Raw genomic sequence first — 16,013 nt, 5'->3', positions numbered from 1 at the left:
CACTTTTTCATGGCTGTAGTCACCGAGCGACGGACGCATTTCCCACGCATGATTCTTACTCTCCTGGTTATGATTCAGCGGTTTTTCAGTCCATAGCGAGCTGGAAACTTGGCTTGTTGCAAAGTTATATGACTCAATTCTTTCTTTTTTATTTTTATGGAGAGAATAAAATATGGTTTTTATAACGAAAATTAATGACTTTCATGTGTGAATTAACTAAATAAATACAATATTCGACGAAATTATATAAAGTAGTGTGAAAATAGAACTAATCAGACAGCGTGTTACGACAATATAAAGCGGATAGTCTAGGTATAATGATTTATATGATATAAAATTATAAGTAATTAAGAACTTTGTGCCTATTTTATTCTTAAATTTAGTGGAATTTGGAAGGTGGAAAAATGAATAATAATTATGATCTTGATTTGTCTACCAGCCCCAAGGAATTAACATTAATACTTACAATTATGACTACGGAAAATGGCGATAGTGATTTGACATTCACAAATGAATTTTTTACAGAAATTGATTGGGACTTATTCAATCAATTAGCTATTCATCATCGTGTATATCCATTAATTTATACAAAATTGGTTCAAATGAAAGAACAAAAACTGATACCTCAAAAGATTATTCAACTATTAGGCGATGAATATAAAAAAAATACATTTAATATGCTTCGCCTAAGTGGAGAAATGGAACAAGTCAGTAAATTGTTTACGGAAAATCAAATTCGGCTCCTTTACTTAAAAGGTCCGGTCATAGCTGCCGACATTTACGGAGATATATCCCTGCGAACTTCTAAAGATTTAGATATTCTCATTACCAAAAGCGATTTAATTAGAGCAGAAGAACTTCTATTAAGTAAAGGATACGAGAGGGTGGGGATATTAAATACGTTTATGTGGACATGGAAGGATCACCATGTAACTTATTTTCATCCTCAAAAAAGAATCCAGATTGAAATTCATTGGAGACTTCATCCTCCATCTTATAAAGGACATAGCTTTAATGAGTTATGGAAAAGAAAGAGGGTAAGTAAGCTCACAAGTTATCCAGTCAATTTTCTGGGCAAAGAAGATTTATTTTCATTCCTTATAACTCATGGCACTAGGCATGGTTGGTTTCGTCTTAGATGGTTAGCGGATATTGACCAATTAATAAGAAAAGGAATATCTACTGATAACTCTAGTTTCTTCCTAAAGTACCAACAATATCAGTTAGGACAAGCTCTAATATTAACTAATCAGCTATTAAAAACGCCAATCAATAAAGATATGAAAACATTTACTACAGGAAAACGCTCTAGAAAGCTAGCGCAATTGGCCATGTTCTTTATTAGTGAAATGAGTGATTCACACATTAAACACCTGTCTAAAGATGCAGTAGGAAAAGAACGGAAGCATAATCACTTTTCATTAATGGCGAATCTACAGTCAGTCTTCGTTACTCGTCATTTATTTTTAATGATGTCAAATCTTCAAAAATTTATTTTTGTTGTGGAATTATTATATCCAAGTCCTGAAGACGCATCGACATTAAGGTTGCCTAAACCTCTACACTTTTTATATTTTCCTTTACGTCCTTTTTTATTTGCATGGAGAAAATCGCCATTTATGAAGTGAATCTTTAAAAGAGATAAGGGATGGGTTTTGAAAAGTGTCAGTACTAAAAAAATGAAAATCACTAATTATTGATCAATTAACTTTCGGATTGGAAGGTAAAAATGAGCGCAATTACGGGGATTTATCAGTTCAATAAAGATTCTGTGAGACTTCAGCACGGTAGATTATTAATGAAATCTCTAGAAAAATTTCCAGCTGATAGTAGACAGATATGGAATGATCATAAAGTTTTTCTTGGCAGCCATGCCCAGTGGATTACACCTGAGTCGGTGCAGGAGACGCTCCCATTTTATGATTATGAAAGACAAATGGTTATAACGGCTGATGCCATCATAGATAATCGTCAGGAATTATTTGACCTGTTACCTATTGAGATAGTCGATAGAATTTCTCTTACTGATAGTCAACTTATACTACTAAGTTATCAAAAATGGGGGGAAGACTGTCTTAAACATTTAGTCGGGGATTTTGCCTTCATGATTTGGGATCAGAGACAACAAAGACTATTTGGGGCAAGAGATTTTTCTGGGAGTAGAACTCTTTATTTTCACAAAAACCAAGAAACCTTGGCTTTTTGTACATTAATCGAGCCCTTACTTGCGCTGCCTTATATAGAGAAAAAATTAAATGAACAGTGGCTAGCTGAGTATTTGGCGATATCGGGAATGGTTGATGGTGTCGACTCCTCCATTACGCCTTATCAAAATATAGAACAGTTACCTCCCTCTCATAGCATTTCTGTGATGAACAATAAAGTAACGCTTAAACGATATTCATATATTACGCAAGGGAATAGACTAAAACTTAAGTCAGATGGAGAATATGTCGAGGCGTTTCAAAGTGTTTTTCAGGAAGCTGTTACGTCACGATTAAGGACACACCGAAAAGTAGGGTCACAACTCAGTGGGGGCTTGGATTCAGGAGCGGTTGTTGGTTTTGCTGCAAAGAATCTACAGAGCGAAAAAAAATTGTTACATACATTTAGTTATATTCCTCCCGATGATTTTAAAGACTATACACCTAAATATTTAGTGGCAGATGAGAGACCTTTTATTAAGTCAACTGTTGAGTATGTTGGTGGTATTTCAGATCATTATCATGATTTTGAAGGCAAAGACTCCCTTTCAGAAATCGATGATTTTCTAAAAATTATGGAAATGCCATATAAATTTTTTGAAAACTCCTTTTGGTTAAAGGGCATGTTCGAAAAAGCTCATGAGAAAGACATAGGGATATTACTTAATGGTGACAGAGGTAATTTTACTATATCTTGGGGGGACGCTTTTGACTATTACTCAACACTTTTAAAGAAATTAAAATGGGTTCGACTTTTTAAAGAATTAGATCAGTATAGAGAAAATGCAGGAGTGGCTAGATTAGGTAGTCTTCCTACTATCGCAAGAATTGGATTTCCAATGATTGACCGAGCCTTTCCTCAGGGGACTACTTACAGTATCCCTGCTCTAATTAACCCTGAATTCGCAAAAAAAATGGGTGTTTATATCAAATTTAAAGAATACGGAATTGACCAAACTGGATGGTATTCCAATTCTGATAGTTTTAGTCAAAGAAAAAAACACTTTGAAGATGTTTCTCAGTGGAATGCAAGCAGTACGCTTGCAGCCAAACTTTCATTACGTTACTCAGTGTGGAAACGCGATCCAACCAATGATATTCGTTTAATTCGTTTCTGTTTATCAGTACCAGAAAATCAATATGTACAAAATGGAGTAGATCGAGCGCTAATTCGAAGAGCAACAGAAAATTATTTACCTGACAAAGTCAGGCTAAATCAACGAGTTCGAGGTGTTCAAGGTGCGGATTGGGTTCATCGCATGATACCTCAATGGGAAATATTTATAGCTGAGGCGCAGCAACTTAGTAGGGATAAAAGAGTTTTGGAATATTTAGATGGTCAAGCAATAAAGGTAGCTCTACAAAAGGTTGAGCTGGGCCCCAGGGTAGAGTTTGCTACAGATCCTGATTATAAGTTATTAATGCGTTGTTTAATCGTTTATCGATTTCTAAAACAGTTTGATTGAGAGGAGGTGAATACGATGAAAAAACAATGGAAGAAACCCAAACTGGAAGTTCTTGATGTAAGTATGACAATGCTTGGTACTGATGGTGAGTACACAGATGCAGCTTTTAATAGTGACACTCCTAAAGGGGATGTAACTTTCAGTTAAATGAAAGAGTAATTCGCGTTTGATTCTGTTCTTACTGAGCAGGGACAAAAGTCAAAGTGAGCCACGCATCCTGATTATTAGTTTTTAATAGGTAGATTAATCATTTATCTATTTTTAAGACATTTTGATTGAGAGGGGGTGAATACGATGAAAAAACAATGGAAGAAACCTGAACTAGAAGTTCTTGAAGTAAATATGACAATGGGTGGTGATAATGGTGAGTACCCAGATGCAGCTAGTAAAGGAGGTTTCAATAATAGAAAAACAGAAAGCTAAATAATGAGTAATTGATTTTGTTCTCACTAAAAATTTGCTGGGATTCGTGCAGATGGAACCTTGTGGCTCGCGAGATTATAGATTTTAGCCCCTAAAAATCTTTAAGGTTTTTAGGGAGCTTTATCTAAAAATTTATAGTAATCCTCTTTTCTCCTGACTTTGTTCTTACTACAAATGTTAATGAGCCGGAACTATTTCATCTCCCCACGTGTTTTAACGGATATTTGCAGAAATTTTTTAATAAAGGGGAATTTTTATATGCTCTCAGTTGAAAAAAAAACGATTTACAAAGCATTCGGGTTAACTATTACAAGTGAATTTCCTCTACCAGAGATTCCTCCTCTCAACATAGAGGATGTTGGAATAGATATTGTAATAGAAAAAGCTGACCTTACGACTTTATGGTCAGAGCATTCAATTGACGATGATGATTTTGTCATTAAGAAAGACTGGATTATGTTTAATATCTCTGAAACAGCCCTGTTTTTGATTCAAAATGGTAGCAGAATCTTAGTATCACCCTATAAGGGGGCTAATGAAGATGAAATTCGTCTTTTTATCCTTGGGACTTGTATGGGCGCCATATTAATGCAAAGAAAAATCCTTCCCATACATGGAAGTGCGATAGCCATAGATGGAAAGACATATGCAATTGTGGGTGATTCTGGAGCTGGGAAGTCTACTCTTGCTTCTGCATTTTTAAAAAGAGGCTATAAACTCTTGAGTGATGATGTCATCCCGGTATCCCTTACTAGTGACAACATACCCATGGTAACCCCAGCATATCCGCAACAGAAATTATGGTTAGAAAGCTTACATCATTTTGAAATGGAATCAAGTAATTATAAATCACTCTTTGTTAGAGAAAATAAATTCGCTGTTCCTGTTCACTCTCAGTTTGTTACCGAACCACTTCCACTTGCTGGTGTATTTGAATTGATCAAGGGAGACAATGATGAGATAAATCTTCAACCTATTCAAAATCTCCAAAGATTTTATACGCTGTATTACAATACGTACCGTAATTTTTTTATCGAGGCTTCTGGGTTAATGGATTGGCATTTTACTCATTGTAGCAAAATGATCAATAAAATTGATTTTTATCAATTACGCAGACCGGCAACACGTTTTTCAGCTCATGAATTAGTGGATCTCATTTTAACGACAATAGCAGCGGAGGGAAAAGATGATTAAAAACCTAGAAAGTACAACGAACCATTTATATAGTCAAAGTCCTGGAAATATCGTAAGTGATATGGATGGAGAAAAAGTGATGTTAAGTGTTCGCAATGGGAAGTATTATAACTTAGGTGAATTGGGTGGAGAGATTTGGGACCTTATAAAGGAACCTCTGACTAGTCAACAATTAGTTGCAAACTTACGATCTAAATACGATGTGGATCAAACTGAATGTGAGGAACAAGTCATTGACTTTTTAAGTCAATTGAAAAAGGATGGCTTAATTACGATCGAGGATAAAGTCAATTCCTAGTTTCATTCTATTAACCTCTAGGAGGCAACCATGAAGATTATCAAAAAGGCTCGAGCTTTTTCAAAGGTGAATAGGAAAACTAAGTTTCTACTTATTGAGGCCTTTATTCAATTAGGTCGGGCCCGTTATCTCAAGAGCATCCCATTTTTAAAGGTGGCCCCAACTCTTGGCGAACCAATGAAAGAGACTTCTTTTTCACTTGTTCCGTCGAGTAAAGAGGATGTAGCTAGTGTATCTAAAGCCATTCAATTAATGAGTGGCTATACTTTTTGGGAAAGCCAATGTCTGGTAAAGGCCATTGCAGCCATGAACATGTTGGAGAAAAGAAACATTGACAGTACTCTCTATCTTGGTACGGCTAAAGATGAAAAAGGAGATCTCATTGCACATGCGTGGTTACGTAGTGGGCCCTATTATATCTCCGGTGCTGAGGTGATGGAGAGATTCACGGTAGTTGCTAAATTTGCGAAAGCATCCAACTTACAGTCCCTAGAGGAAGAAAGTCTTTTGAAGTTGTAAGAAGTTGACATGTATTTTTTGATTTGTGCTTGTAACGTTCAATCACGGAACCATTTTAATTATGCCCATTAGACATAAAGAAATCGAGACAATAACACCTATTTGATCCTTATCAAATGAAAGGCTCATGAGAAGGTTTAATAGGGAATATTGAGGCCAGCCCCTCAAGGTTTTCTACGCACCAACAACCCCATTATACGTATTCTCTTATGTCATATATGTTAGTACCAGGTATCCTATTTCTTTAGATATCGATACCTACCTTCACCACATATACGCGAATAGTCCAGTCATGGGGACAACAAGGGAAACAGCACTGGGATAGGAGGATCGGGTATTGAAGCATCTACTGCACTTTACAAAACGCATACATCAGTATTCTGGGAAAATTCTTTATATTAATCTCATTTGCATGATGTTAATAGGATTCTTAGAAAGTGCTAGTATTTTCTTATTAATTCCATTGATCAGCATCACCGGAATTGTAGATTTCAGTACAACGGACATTCCGATTCTAAGTTGGATTACGGACTTATTCATAGGAATTCCTGAAACAATGAGTCTCATCATCATTTTGGGCATATATGTACTTTTGATGGTGGGACAAAGTATTTTTAAACGCCAACAATCCATTTTAGGTGTAAAAATCCAGCAAGGTTTTATCAGACATTTAAGAGATGACACTTATAAAAGTTTGCTCCATGCAAATTGGGGATTTTATCTTAAAAAAAGGAAATCAGATATCATCAATATCATGACAAATGAAACGTATCATGTGAGCGCTGGTATAAATTTGTTTTTACAGTTTTTATCTTCTGTTATTTTCACCTTGATACAAATAGGTGTAGCCTTTTATTTATCCTATAAATTGACCAGTTTTATCTTGTTTTTTGGATTAATCCTCATCTTTTTTTCAAGAAAATTCATTAATAAGTCTCAGTCTTTTGGAAGGGAATCCTATGAGTTATCACAAACTTACATGGCGGGAATGACCGATCACTTTAACGGAATGAAGGATATCAAAAGTAATTCATTAGAAGAATCCCACATGAACTGGTTTTTCTCCTTAAGTGAAAAAATGGAGCAAAATAGGATTAAACTTACCACTGTAAATATGACTTCTCAAATGATCTTCAAAGTGGTCTCTGCTTTATTAATTGCGATTTTCGTGTTTTTATCAATTAAGATGTTCATGTCTCAGCCAGCACAATTAATGTTGATCATGGTGATTTTTTCAAGGTTATGGCCGAGATTTACAAGTATTCAATCTATGTTAGAGCAACTAGGGTCCACTCTCCCATCGTTTAAAGCATTAATAGACTTACAGAATGAGTGTATAGAAGCAAGGGAGTTACATGATACAGATATTAAAAATAGTAAAGCGATCCAAATTACATCTGGGATCAGTTGTCGTAACGTCTATTTTAAATATAAGCAAAATGAAAATACGTATGCACTTGAAAATATAAATGTAGATATATCAGCTAACCGCATGACAGCTATCGTAGGTCGATCAGGCGCTGGAAAAAGTACGTTAATCGATATTTTAACGGGTTTAAATCAACCAGATCTGGGCGAGGTCACCATTGATGATATCCCACTTAAACGAGAACACTTAATGTCACTCAGAAAATCCATTAGTTATATCCCACAGGATCCATTCCTGTTTAATACAACCATACGTGAAAATTTGAAGATTCTTGACCCCAAAGCAAGCGACGAATCCCTTTTCGAGGCATTGGAGTTTGCGGCGGCGGACTTTGTCAAAATGTTACCAGAAGGTCTAGATACTCTCATTGGTGATCGAGGGATTAGACTATCAGGAGGCGAAAGACAGCGACTGGTACTAGCTCGAGCAATTTTACGTAAACCGTCGATTCTTGTCCTAGATGAGGCAACCAGTGCATTAGATACAGAAAATGAAGTGAAGATTCAAAAGGCCATAGAAAAACTAAAGGGTACCATGACCATTATTGTCATTGCCCATCGCTTATCTACAATCCGTAATGCAGATCAAGTATTGGTAATGGATCACGGACAAATTATTCAAGTGGGTGGCTACAACAAGTTAGCGAGAGATAAAAAAGGAATGTTTAGCCATTTATTAGGTAACCAACTGAAGTCGAGTATATGAGTAACTCTTTAAAACAGTGCCTGATAGTTGATGAGTAAGGCAACATTTATTTGATTAATTTACGCAATATTTTGTGAATTTTAGTGGCATATAGTGTCGATCACTGGGACAGAAACAAAATTAATCAGGACAATTCCATAAACTAAAAGACAATACCACTCTGATGCGAGTCTGATTGGTGGTGTGTTCTTTATAACAAAAGTCAGTATTACACGAATCCCAGAGTGAAATGAGTGTGAAACAGTGGAAAACAATCATCAATTTTTTCGTAAAGTAAATCAGATGGGTTACAGTTTATCCGTTGGCATACCGAAAGAACTGGCTGTGAGATTGAATTTGCAAAAAGGCGATGATTTGCAACTCACTTTAAATGAAGAAACAGATGAAATTATGATGAAAAAGGTTGTGAATATGAATATGAATCCTAATTTGTTGAAATCGATGGACAGAGTTATGAATAAATACAACACCATGTTTGAGAATCTTAAAGACCGGTAAGGAGAAACGAATGGAAGCATATATCCTAAAGACGCATGACATACTCATGCTTCATGAATATGTCATGTCTGAAACCCATGATTCTAACAATGCTGGAGTGAAATTTCAAGGCAGCTTTTACTCGATGTTGGAAAGACCTCGAACGGAATTATTTGGACAAGCCAAGTTTCCAAGCGTTATTGATAAGGCATGTGTTTACTTACATGCTATATCTACTGATCATATTTTTAGTAACGGGAATCAGAAAACAGCTGCGTATGTGTTTTTAACTTATTTAGATCTTCATGGATTGAGCCTAATGATGTCTACTAAAGAATTTGAAGAGTATGTGGTTGACTTACCTATTAATCAAAAATACAAAGAAGATGATGCCATTAAGAATATATGCGAAGACTTGAGTGAATTCATAGTGAAACACTAAACTATCTATCTGAATTATAAGTAATCTTATATAGACTTTATTTAAAACTGACCTAGATAAATGAAAGTAGGTGTAGACTGTGAAAATTACAAAAGCCATTATTCCAGCTGCAGGTTTAGGGACAAGATTTCTACCTGCAACAAAAGCTATGCCAAAAGAAATGCTACCAATTGTGGATAAGCCAACTATTCAATACATAGTTGAAGAAGCAATCGCTTCTGGTATAGAAGATATCATAATTGTCACTGGTAAAGGGAAGAGAGCAATTGAAGATCACTTTGATCATGCCTTTGAATTAGAAGAGACCTTAATGAAGAACGGTAAATGGGATATGCTCGATTCGGTTATGGAAACTTCAAAAGTGGAAATTCATTATATTCGCCAAAAGCAACCTCTGGGATTAGGACACGCTATTTGGTCCGCACGTAACTTCATTGGGAATGAACCATTTGCTGTGTTGTTGGGTGATGATATTGTTGAAAATGATGACCCATGTTTAGCCCAATTAATGAACCAATATGATAAGACAGGTAAGAGTGTAATTGGTGTTAAGAAAGTACCAGATAGTGATACGGAACGTTACGGCATTATTGATCCGCAAGAACGTAATGGGAAATTAATAAAGGTAAATCGTTTTGTTGAAAAACCAGCTGCTGGAACCGCCCCTTCAAATTACGCGATAATGGGTAGATATATTTTAACCCCCGAGATTTTTGATTTCTTAGGAAAACATCAAGTAGGTGTTGGTGGTGAAATTCAACTAACTGATGCGATTCAAAAGCTAAACGAAGTTCAATCTGTCTATGCTTATGAGTTTGAAGGAAGACGTTTTGATGTAGGAGATAAGTTTGGTTTCCTCGAAACGACGATTGAATTTGCATTGAAACGACCAGAACTGAAAAAGCAATTGTTAGAGCTATTTGAGAAGAAATTAGAAGAATCATATATAAAAGGGGAATAGAATGGCTATTTTAGTAACAGGTGGCGCAGGCTATATAGGAAGTCATACATGTATAGAATTACTTAATGAAAACTATGAGATTATTATTGTAGATAACTTTTCAAACAGTAAAAAAGAGTCATTGGAAAGAATAAGAAAGATAACTAATAAAGACTTTGGTTTCTATGAGGTTGATTTGTTAGATCAAGCAAATCTAGAAAAAGTATTTATTGAAAATGATATTGAAGCCGTTATTCATTTTGCAGGGTTTAAAGCTGTTGGTGAATCAGTCCAAATACCACTTAGCTATTATCATAATAATATTACGGGAACACTTATTCTTTGTGAACTAATGGCTAAGTACAAAGTTTATAATATGGTCTTTAGTTCTTCAGCAACTGTATATGGAATGTCAGAAACAGTTCCCATATCAGAGGACTTTCCATTGGGAGCAACAAATCCTTATGGAAAAACCAAACTAATGATTGAAGAAATTCTAGGAGATTTAGTCGTTTCTAACCCTGATTGGAGCATCGCTATATTACGCTACTTCAATCCAATTGGTGCTCACAAAAGTGGATTGATTGGTGAAGATCCAAATGGTATTCCAAATAACTTAATGCCATATATAGCACAAGTCGCAGTTGGAAAACTAAAAGAGCTTACGGTATTTGGAAATGATTATGATACATTAGATGGAACAGGTATACGAGATTATATTCACGTGGTTGATTTGGCATTAGGCCATCTAAAAGCATTACAGTATATACTAGAGCATAATGGAATTGATGCTTACAACCTAGGTACAGGTGACGGTTATAGTGTCCTACAAGTGGTTGAAGAATTTGAGCAAGCTAGTGGTGTTAAAATACCTTTTACTATTCGAAGTAGAAGACCTGGAGATATTCCTGTCTGTTACGCAAACCCTATCAAATCAAAAGAAAAACTAAATTGGACAGCAAAAAGAGGCATTAGAGAAATGTGCGAAGACACATGGCGTTGGCAACAAAATAATCCAAATGGGTATGAGGAAAAGAAGATGCATGAGATTTATTGTAACTACTTGGAGAAAGTTAACATGATGAAAGGTCGAAAGTCTTGCGCGATTTCCTACATTCTAACTCGAAAAAGCAGTTGAAGTATGTTTGTTAACTGCTTTTTTCTTATTATCACTACCATTGCAAACCTATCAGGTCTATATAGAATCCTAATCTCCTCAGTTTATTCCTCTTCAATAGACCGCTTTCTCTCCAGTAGAAATCTTTTTATTCCTTTAAAATGTTTTCCTGTTTTATAGGGTCGTTCGTATATATACACCTTACATAAGATGTGGTCTAATACATCGATGAATACCTTTCCGATATAGGTCAAGCCTTCAAATTCTTCACATTCTTCGAATCCTTCGTCGATGTCACCACATATGTATACAATGTCATTTGGCCGCTGTTTTAGCTCGTTTACCAGTCCAATTGAATCCTCATTTAATCCCATAATAATATGAACATTAGTCCTCATATGATTGTCTCTCTCCTTCGTACAACTTACTCTTACAAGTGTAATTAAATCATATTATATTCCGTTCATATATTAAATAATTTTCTGCTAATTAATGCAGAAATTTGAAAAAGGTGATCACAGCCATCTAAAAGGAAGGGACAACTATACCGTTATGTGTGGAACCCTTCATTCAAAGAACGTAGAATAATCCTTTAAAGTTAGCTACGAGCTGCCGAGATTTCACCTATGCACGTAAACGTTGAAGGCGAGCGACGGACGCACACCCGCCGCAAAATTCATTTTACTTCCTAGGTTATGATGCAGCAGGTTTGCCATCCAAAGTGAACCGGAACCAGAGCCTGAGCTGATACAGTGGTAAAAATTTCTAAAAATCTTTCGCCAGAGTTTGAACTGTCGCCGTTTATGTATTCTTCCTGAAGAGAATATTGAAAGAAAACCCTATACATTTTTATGAATTCTAAACGCAAAAAAGCAGCTGAAAATTCAATCTCAGCTGCTTTTTAATTCTAAATCCCTAAAGCTTAATCCTCTTCAACAGGACTCTTCCTCTCCATTACAAACGATCTTGATTTATTAACTATCTTGCCAGTTTTATAGGGTGTTTCATAAACAATAACCTTAGTAACGAGAGGGTCCATATAATGGATAAACTCTTTACAGACATAGGTAAAGTCTTCGCGTACATGTAAGATTTCAACGGAGTCATCACATATATAAACAGCTTCGTAATTTTCTTTTAAATTGTTTGCAAGTCCAATTGAATCCTCATTTAATCCCATTATTACATGAACATTATGTCTCATCTATCAATTCGCTCCTTTGTAACATGTACTCTTACATGTCTCTTTTTATCATAATATATTCCACTCATAAATGTAAGAACTTTCTGTTATTAATGAAAGAATTAATTAAAAAATTCGCGTACCTATGATCCTGATGAGGATGTCGTTCCTAAATTGGTTGTTGACGGAAAATCGTACACTTGGGATGAAATCGGCAAGATGGTAATGGCTTATGAAGGGTTTCAGATAAAGCTTGAGACTTTGGATCCTTCAGATGAAATCGAGTGGGAGAATAAGAGTTAAGTTGGTTATTCTAAAGGTTATGATGCAGTAGGTTTGCTGTTCATAGCGAGCTGAAAACCTAGCCCGATGCAATGTTAGATGATGATACTCTCACTACACTCCTTAAAGAAAGAAAGGTCTAAACACAAGTTATTAATAGGTGGCACGGCTAGCCGATTTGCCACTTTCTTGTTCGAGAAATTCGCACGCTCGCTTCAAGCCAAGATTTTGCGTACCTGTGTAAGCCATAAATTGAAGGACATTGGTGTCTTACACAGGTACGGGAAAGTTGATATGGTCATAAAAGAAGGGAAGTAGGGATGGAAAGAAAAATCCCAGTAGCGATTACGCTACTGGGATTCATGCTTATTTGTAAATGACGATTGATCCTACAGACTTATCTGCAGCTTGACCATTTACAGTTGTTTTCAGACCATATGACTGCAAATTACGACCTGCATCCGGCATGAATGTATTACTATACGAGTTCGCGTCATCGAACAAACGAACACCTTTTTGGCTTGCATAGTTCAACGTTTGTGTTGGATAAATCAAATTTAATCCAGAAGTTTTATCCAAACCGAACGCTGCATCTGCTAAATGGTAGCGAGTACTTGCTTGTACTGGGCTGCCATTCAGGATATTCCATTGCAAATCAGTATTTGCGTGTGCATCAACAACTCCTAAGAAACCATCACCTGGATGAACACCTGTCCAGTTATCGGTATAGCTATCATCCGCATACCACACAACTAAACCACCATCATAGCTCATCAACGATTCACCACGAGCGATATGACCTAAACCTGCATCTACACCTTTATGATTTCTCCACTCTAGTAAATAGTAGTGATTCATTAATTTATTTCCATTAAAACGCTCAAAACCATTCAAAGTGAAAGAAGTAGGTTCTGTTTCAGCACCATCTTCTACAATAGTTTGTCCATCAGCTACTACTGTCACATTATCAGCAAAGAATCCAAGTTCAGAAGTACCCCAATCCGTTGCGTAACGTAAACGAAGTTTAATGTTTTGTCCTGCATACTCACTCAAATCGAATGATTGTTCAGTCCAACCACTAGAATCACCTGTTAGACCAGGCATTGAATTTAATATAGTTGGATAAGCTTCAGGCACTGCGTCACTTGTTGTGTTTTCATTGCCAAGTGAAGTCCAAGTTGAACCATCATCTGTGGAAACTTGAACGAACGCATAATCCCATTGGTATTCAATTTGATACCATGAATCGAAAGTTAATTCAGCAGAAGATTTTCCAGTCAAATCAACATTTGTTACCATGTTTGTATCAATTTCATCTTGTTGACCACCCCAAAATTCGTAGCTTCCTGTTTTAGGTGTATTCACGAACGTTTCTTTTTCCGGTAAGTTTATTCGCACAGCTTGATTATTTTTACCAAGTGGAGAATTCGCTTGATCTAATAATAAATGTGTACCTTTCTTAGAAACATCTTCCCAGTTTACAACGGCTGGCTCAAACCATTCGCCACCTAAAGTTGCTTGGAAGTATTGTTTAGCCCAAGGAGAGAATCCAGTCGGTTCTGTACCTGGAACTTTACCAGCCCAAGAACCACTCGCCATAACTGACCAATACGCAACTGCTTCCCCTGCACCAGAGTAAACTGTGTCATATTCATCCGGTAACCCTAAATCATGACCATACTCGTGCGCGAATACACCAGTTGCTCCATCTTCTGGCATAACTGTATAATCATAAAATCCAGGAAGACCAGTTCCTAAACCATCATAGTCTACAAATGCTGCTGAACGATGAGACCAAACAGCATTATCTGCTAATGAGCCGCCGCCAGCTTCTTGTCCCATTCCAGAGTGAATGATTTGTAAATGGTCGACTAAGCCATCTGGTTCCCAGAAGTTACCGTCGCCATCTAAATCATGTGGATCTTCCAAATCGTAGTCTTCTAATGGGATACCAGCTGCGAGTGCCGCATCATACGTATCTTTTACTAATTTTTTCGATCCTCCTGGAGCAACATTATCATGACCACCAGATGCACGGTCAGCACCATAGTAAGCTGCAGTTTGAGGAAGTTTTAACCACCCATATGCTTGTCCTTCAATCGTATAAGTACCACCAGATTGTTCTTCGTAGAATTGTTTCTGAGAAACAAAGTTTTCCCCATTGGGACCTTCTACTCCATCATCACCGAAAATCATATCTTCGAAATGTTTGGTATCGTAGTCTTCATAGTAATTGTCTGTTTCATCGGGTTGAATATTATTATGTTTGTAGTCCGAGTATTCTACCATCAAAGTTAATAGTTTTCCTTGTTTGACGACACCTGGTGAAGCTCCTTCTTCAACAGGATCCGGTTGTATTTTTAAATGCCCATTTTTATTGCCATCACCTTTCAAAAGTCCATCATTATATTCTTTCGCTTGTTTTTGTTTCTTCGCTTCTGCTTGTTTTACTTGCTTAGCAATAGGGTCATTGTTAGCTTTTGTATTTGAATCTTCTTTCCCTTTGAGAGCTAAATAGCTTTGTAAGCCTTTTTGCTTTTGTGCTTCGGATGCATTTGCAGGAATGACACCACGCTTAATTAATGCTTGGATTAATTTTTCGTCGTTCACAATAGAGAGGTCAATCGTTCCTGCAAAATGTGAACTGTGAGAGACTTTTTGGTGAAGAGGAACTTCAGAAATAGGACTTGCAAGACCTCCAGACATACCAGTAATTAAAGTTCCTGCAAACAAAGCAGATGTAATACTAGATTTCCAAAACTTGTTCAACTCGTAACCTCCTAAAATTTTCTTTATAGTTAATAGAATATTCTAAAAAATGGGACATTACAACGTGCTTGAACTCCTATTTTAAGGGGGTTATTAATAGACTAATGTAACGGCATATTTAGGGTATGTTCCTACTTTTTACATACCATTTTCTTTGAAACTATCAATAACCTACATGTTTCGAGTAGATACTATTTTTTTCTTATCCCTCGTGACGGTTTTTACCACTATGAAAAAGTTTCTATTATTTTTATTTGAGAGTTTCTAAGAAGGGGAAATCAACAACTATTAAAAAAATTCGACGAAGCAGTCAAATTCTATAACAGATCTACAGCGTCTTTTTTTCTAGGCAGTAAGTGTCCATTCTCTAGTAAACCAAAATTAAAGATCTGTGCATGAAAGGTTGAAGGCGAGCGATGGAAGCGTAACTGCCACAAGATTGCCTATCAGAAATGAAACTAGCGATGTGACAACGTCACATCGCTAGTTTCTTGTTCTCAAGGTTATGATGCAGTAAGTGTGCTGTCCAAAGCGAGCCGGAAATCCTCATGTGCCAAACTTTACC

General features: G+C 36.4%; 16 protein-coding genes and 1 pseudogene. 14 read left to right on the top strand and 3 right to left on the bottom strand.

The window, feature by feature from the left end:
- The 13 genes from C406_RS20910 to galE form a co-directional block, all read left to right on the top strand.
- Positions 1-185 (top strand): hypothetical protein (locus C406_RS20910; protein ID WP_026045557.1); only part of this gene is annotated, 185 nt, incomplete at its 5' end.
- Between the two features lie 219 nt (positions 186-404).
- Complete coding sequence (locus tag C406_RS0100305; RefSeq protein WP_017378583.1) at positions 405-1,628, top strand: nucleotidyltransferase domain-containing protein; 1,224 nt, start codon at positions 405-407, stop codon at positions 1,626-1,628.
- Positions 1,629-1,729: 101 nt separating this feature from the next.
- Entirely contained in the window at positions 1,730-3,670 is a 1,941-nt protein-coding gene (locus C406_RS0100300; protein WP_017378582.1) for a lasso peptide isopeptide bond-forming cyclase, read from the top strand.
- Between the two features lie 15 nt (positions 3,671-3,685).
- Positions 3,686-3,817, top strand: a complete 132-nt coding sequence (locus C406_RS20395; RefSeq protein ID WP_017378581.1) for a paeninodin family lasso peptide — start codon at positions 3,686-3,688, stop codon at positions 3,815-3,817.
- 147 nt (positions 3,818-3,964) lie between these two features.
- Positions 3,965-4,093, top strand: coding sequence for a paeninodin family lasso peptide (locus tag C406_RS20390; RefSeq protein WP_017378580.1), 129 nt, complete (start codon positions 3,965-3,967; stop codon positions 4,091-4,093).
- A 258-nt stretch (positions 4,094-4,351) separates the two neighbouring features.
- Positions 4,352-5,287: an HPr kinase/phosphorylase gene (locus tag C406_RS0100285; RefSeq protein WP_017378579.1), complete on the top strand. Its 936-nt coding sequence runs from the start codon at positions 4,352-4,354 to the stop codon at positions 5,285-5,287.
- Positions 5,280-5,585, top strand: a complete 306-nt coding sequence (locus C406_RS0100280; RefSeq protein WP_017378578.1) for a lasso peptide biosynthesis PqqD family chaperone — start codon at positions 5,280-5,282, stop codon at positions 5,583-5,585. The genes C406_RS0100285 and C406_RS0100280 overlap by 8 nt, the downstream gene beginning before the upstream one ends.
- A gap of 30 nt (positions 5,586-5,615) precedes the next feature.
- Positions 5,616-6,104 (top strand): lasso peptide biosynthesis B2 protein, encoded by a 489-nt coding sequence (locus C406_RS0100275; RefSeq protein WP_017378577.1) that lies wholly within the window; start codon positions 5,616-5,618, stop codon positions 6,102-6,104.
- Positions 6,105-6,441: 337 nt separating this feature from the next.
- Positions 6,442-8,238, top strand: coding sequence for an ABC transporter ATP-binding protein (locus tag C406_RS0100270; protein ID WP_017378576.1), 1,797 nt, complete (start codon positions 6,442-6,444; stop codon positions 8,236-8,238).
- 243 nt (positions 8,239-8,481) lie between these two features.
- Positions 8,482-8,736 (top strand): hypothetical protein, encoded by a 255-nt coding sequence (locus tag C406_RS0100265; RefSeq protein ID WP_017378575.1) that lies wholly within the window; start codon positions 8,482-8,484, stop codon positions 8,734-8,736.
- A gap of 10 nt (positions 8,737-8,746) precedes the next feature.
- Positions 8,747-9,157, top strand: a complete 411-nt coding sequence (locus C406_RS0100260) for a type II toxin-antitoxin system death-on-curing family toxin (RefSeq protein ID WP_017378574.1) — start codon at positions 8,747-8,749, stop codon at positions 9,155-9,157.
- A 79-nt stretch (positions 9,158-9,236) separates the two neighbouring features.
- Positions 9,237-10,118, top strand: a complete 882-nt coding sequence (galU, locus tag C406_RS0100255; RefSeq protein WP_017378573.1) for a UTP--glucose-1-phosphate uridylyltransferase GalU — start codon at positions 9,237-9,239, stop codon at positions 10,116-10,118.
- 1 nt (position 10,119) lies between these two features.
- Positions 10,120-11,235, top strand: coding sequence for a UDP-glucose 4-epimerase GalE (gene galE, locus C406_RS0100250; RefSeq protein WP_017378572.1), 1,116 nt, complete (start codon positions 10,120-10,122; stop codon positions 11,233-11,235).
- An 83-nt stretch (positions 11,236-11,318) separates the two neighbouring features.
- Here galE and C406_RS0100245 read toward each other — a convergent pair whose 3' ends face one another.
- Together C406_RS0100245 and C406_RS0100240 are read right to left on the bottom strand one after the other, a co-directional pair.
- Positions 11,319-11,612, bottom strand: coding sequence for a hypothetical protein (locus tag C406_RS0100245; protein ID WP_017378571.1), 294 nt, complete (start codon positions 11,610-11,612; stop codon positions 11,319-11,321).
- A 524-nt stretch (positions 11,613-12,136) separates the two neighbouring features.
- Positions 12,137-12,418 (bottom strand): hypothetical protein, encoded by a 282-nt coding sequence (locus tag C406_RS0100240; RefSeq protein ID WP_017378570.1) that lies wholly within the window; start codon positions 12,416-12,418, stop codon positions 12,137-12,139.
- A 135-nt stretch (positions 12,419-12,553) separates the two neighbouring features.
- Here C406_RS0100240 and C406_RS21195 point away from each other — a divergent pair.
- Positions 12,554-12,700: pseudogene (locus tag C406_RS21195) on the top strand (DUF7713 domain-containing protein); the annotation flags it as partial.
- 345 nt (positions 12,701-13,045) lie between these two features.
- Here C406_RS21195 and C406_RS0100230 read toward each other — a convergent pair.
- A complete protein-coding gene (locus tag C406_RS0100230) occupies positions 13,046-15,448 on the bottom strand; it encodes an immune inhibitor A domain-containing protein (protein ID WP_017378568.1) in 2,403 nt (800 codons plus the stop codon).
- Positions 15,449-16,013 lie beyond the last annotated feature (565 nt).

Origin of the sequence: Paenisporosarcina sp. TG-14 (assembly GCF_000297555.1) — a bacterium.
In the GTDB taxonomy this organism is placed as follows: domain Bacteria; phylum Bacillota; class Bacilli; order Bacillales_A; family Planococcaceae; genus Paenisporosarcina; species Paenisporosarcina antarctica.
Note: the sequence above shows the minus strand (reverse complement) of the source record. Positions and strands in the feature narration are given on the sequence as shown.

Excerpts from the sequence above, each read along its gene's own strand:
- C406_RS0100305 (WP_017378583.1), top strand. The coding sequence starts at position 405 with ATGAATAATAATTATGATCTTGATTTGTCTACCAGCCCCAAGGAATTA.
- C406_RS0100300 (WP_017378582.1), top strand. The coding sequence starts at position 1,730 with ATGAGCGCAATTACGGGGATTTATCAGTTCAATAAAGATTCTGTGAGA.
- C406_RS20395 (WP_017378581.1), top strand. The coding sequence starts at position 3,686 with ATGAAAAAACAATGGAAGAAACCCAAACTGGAAGTTCTTGATGTAAGT.
- C406_RS20390 (WP_017378580.1), top strand. The coding sequence starts at position 3,965 with ATGAAAAAACAATGGAAGAAACCTGAACTAGAAGTTCTTGAAGTAAAT.
- C406_RS0100285 (WP_017378579.1), top strand. The coding sequence starts at position 4,352 with ATGCTCTCAGTTGAAAAAAAAACGATTTACAAAGCATTCGGGTTAACT.
- C406_RS0100280 (WP_017378578.1), top strand. The coding sequence starts at position 5,280 with ATGATTAAAAACCTAGAAAGTACAACGAACCATTTATATAGTCAAAGT.
- C406_RS0100275 (WP_017378577.1), top strand. The coding sequence starts at position 5,616 with ATGAAGATTATCAAAAAGGCTCGAGCTTTTTCAAAGGTGAATAGGAAA.
- C406_RS0100260 (WP_017378574.1), top strand. The coding sequence starts at position 8,747 with ATGGAAGCATATATCCTAAAGACGCATGACATACTCATGCTTCATGAA.
- galE (WP_017378572.1), top strand. The coding sequence starts at position 10,120 with ATGGCTATTTTAGTAACAGGTGGCGCAGGCTATATAGGAAGTCATACA.
- C406_RS0100245 (WP_017378571.1), bottom strand. The coding sequence starts at position 11,612 with ATGAGGACTAATGTTCATATTATTATGGGATTAAATGAGGATTCAATT.
- C406_RS0100240 (WP_017378570.1), bottom strand. The coding sequence starts at position 12,418 with ATGAGACATAATGTTCATGTAATAATGGGATTAAATGAGGATTCAATT.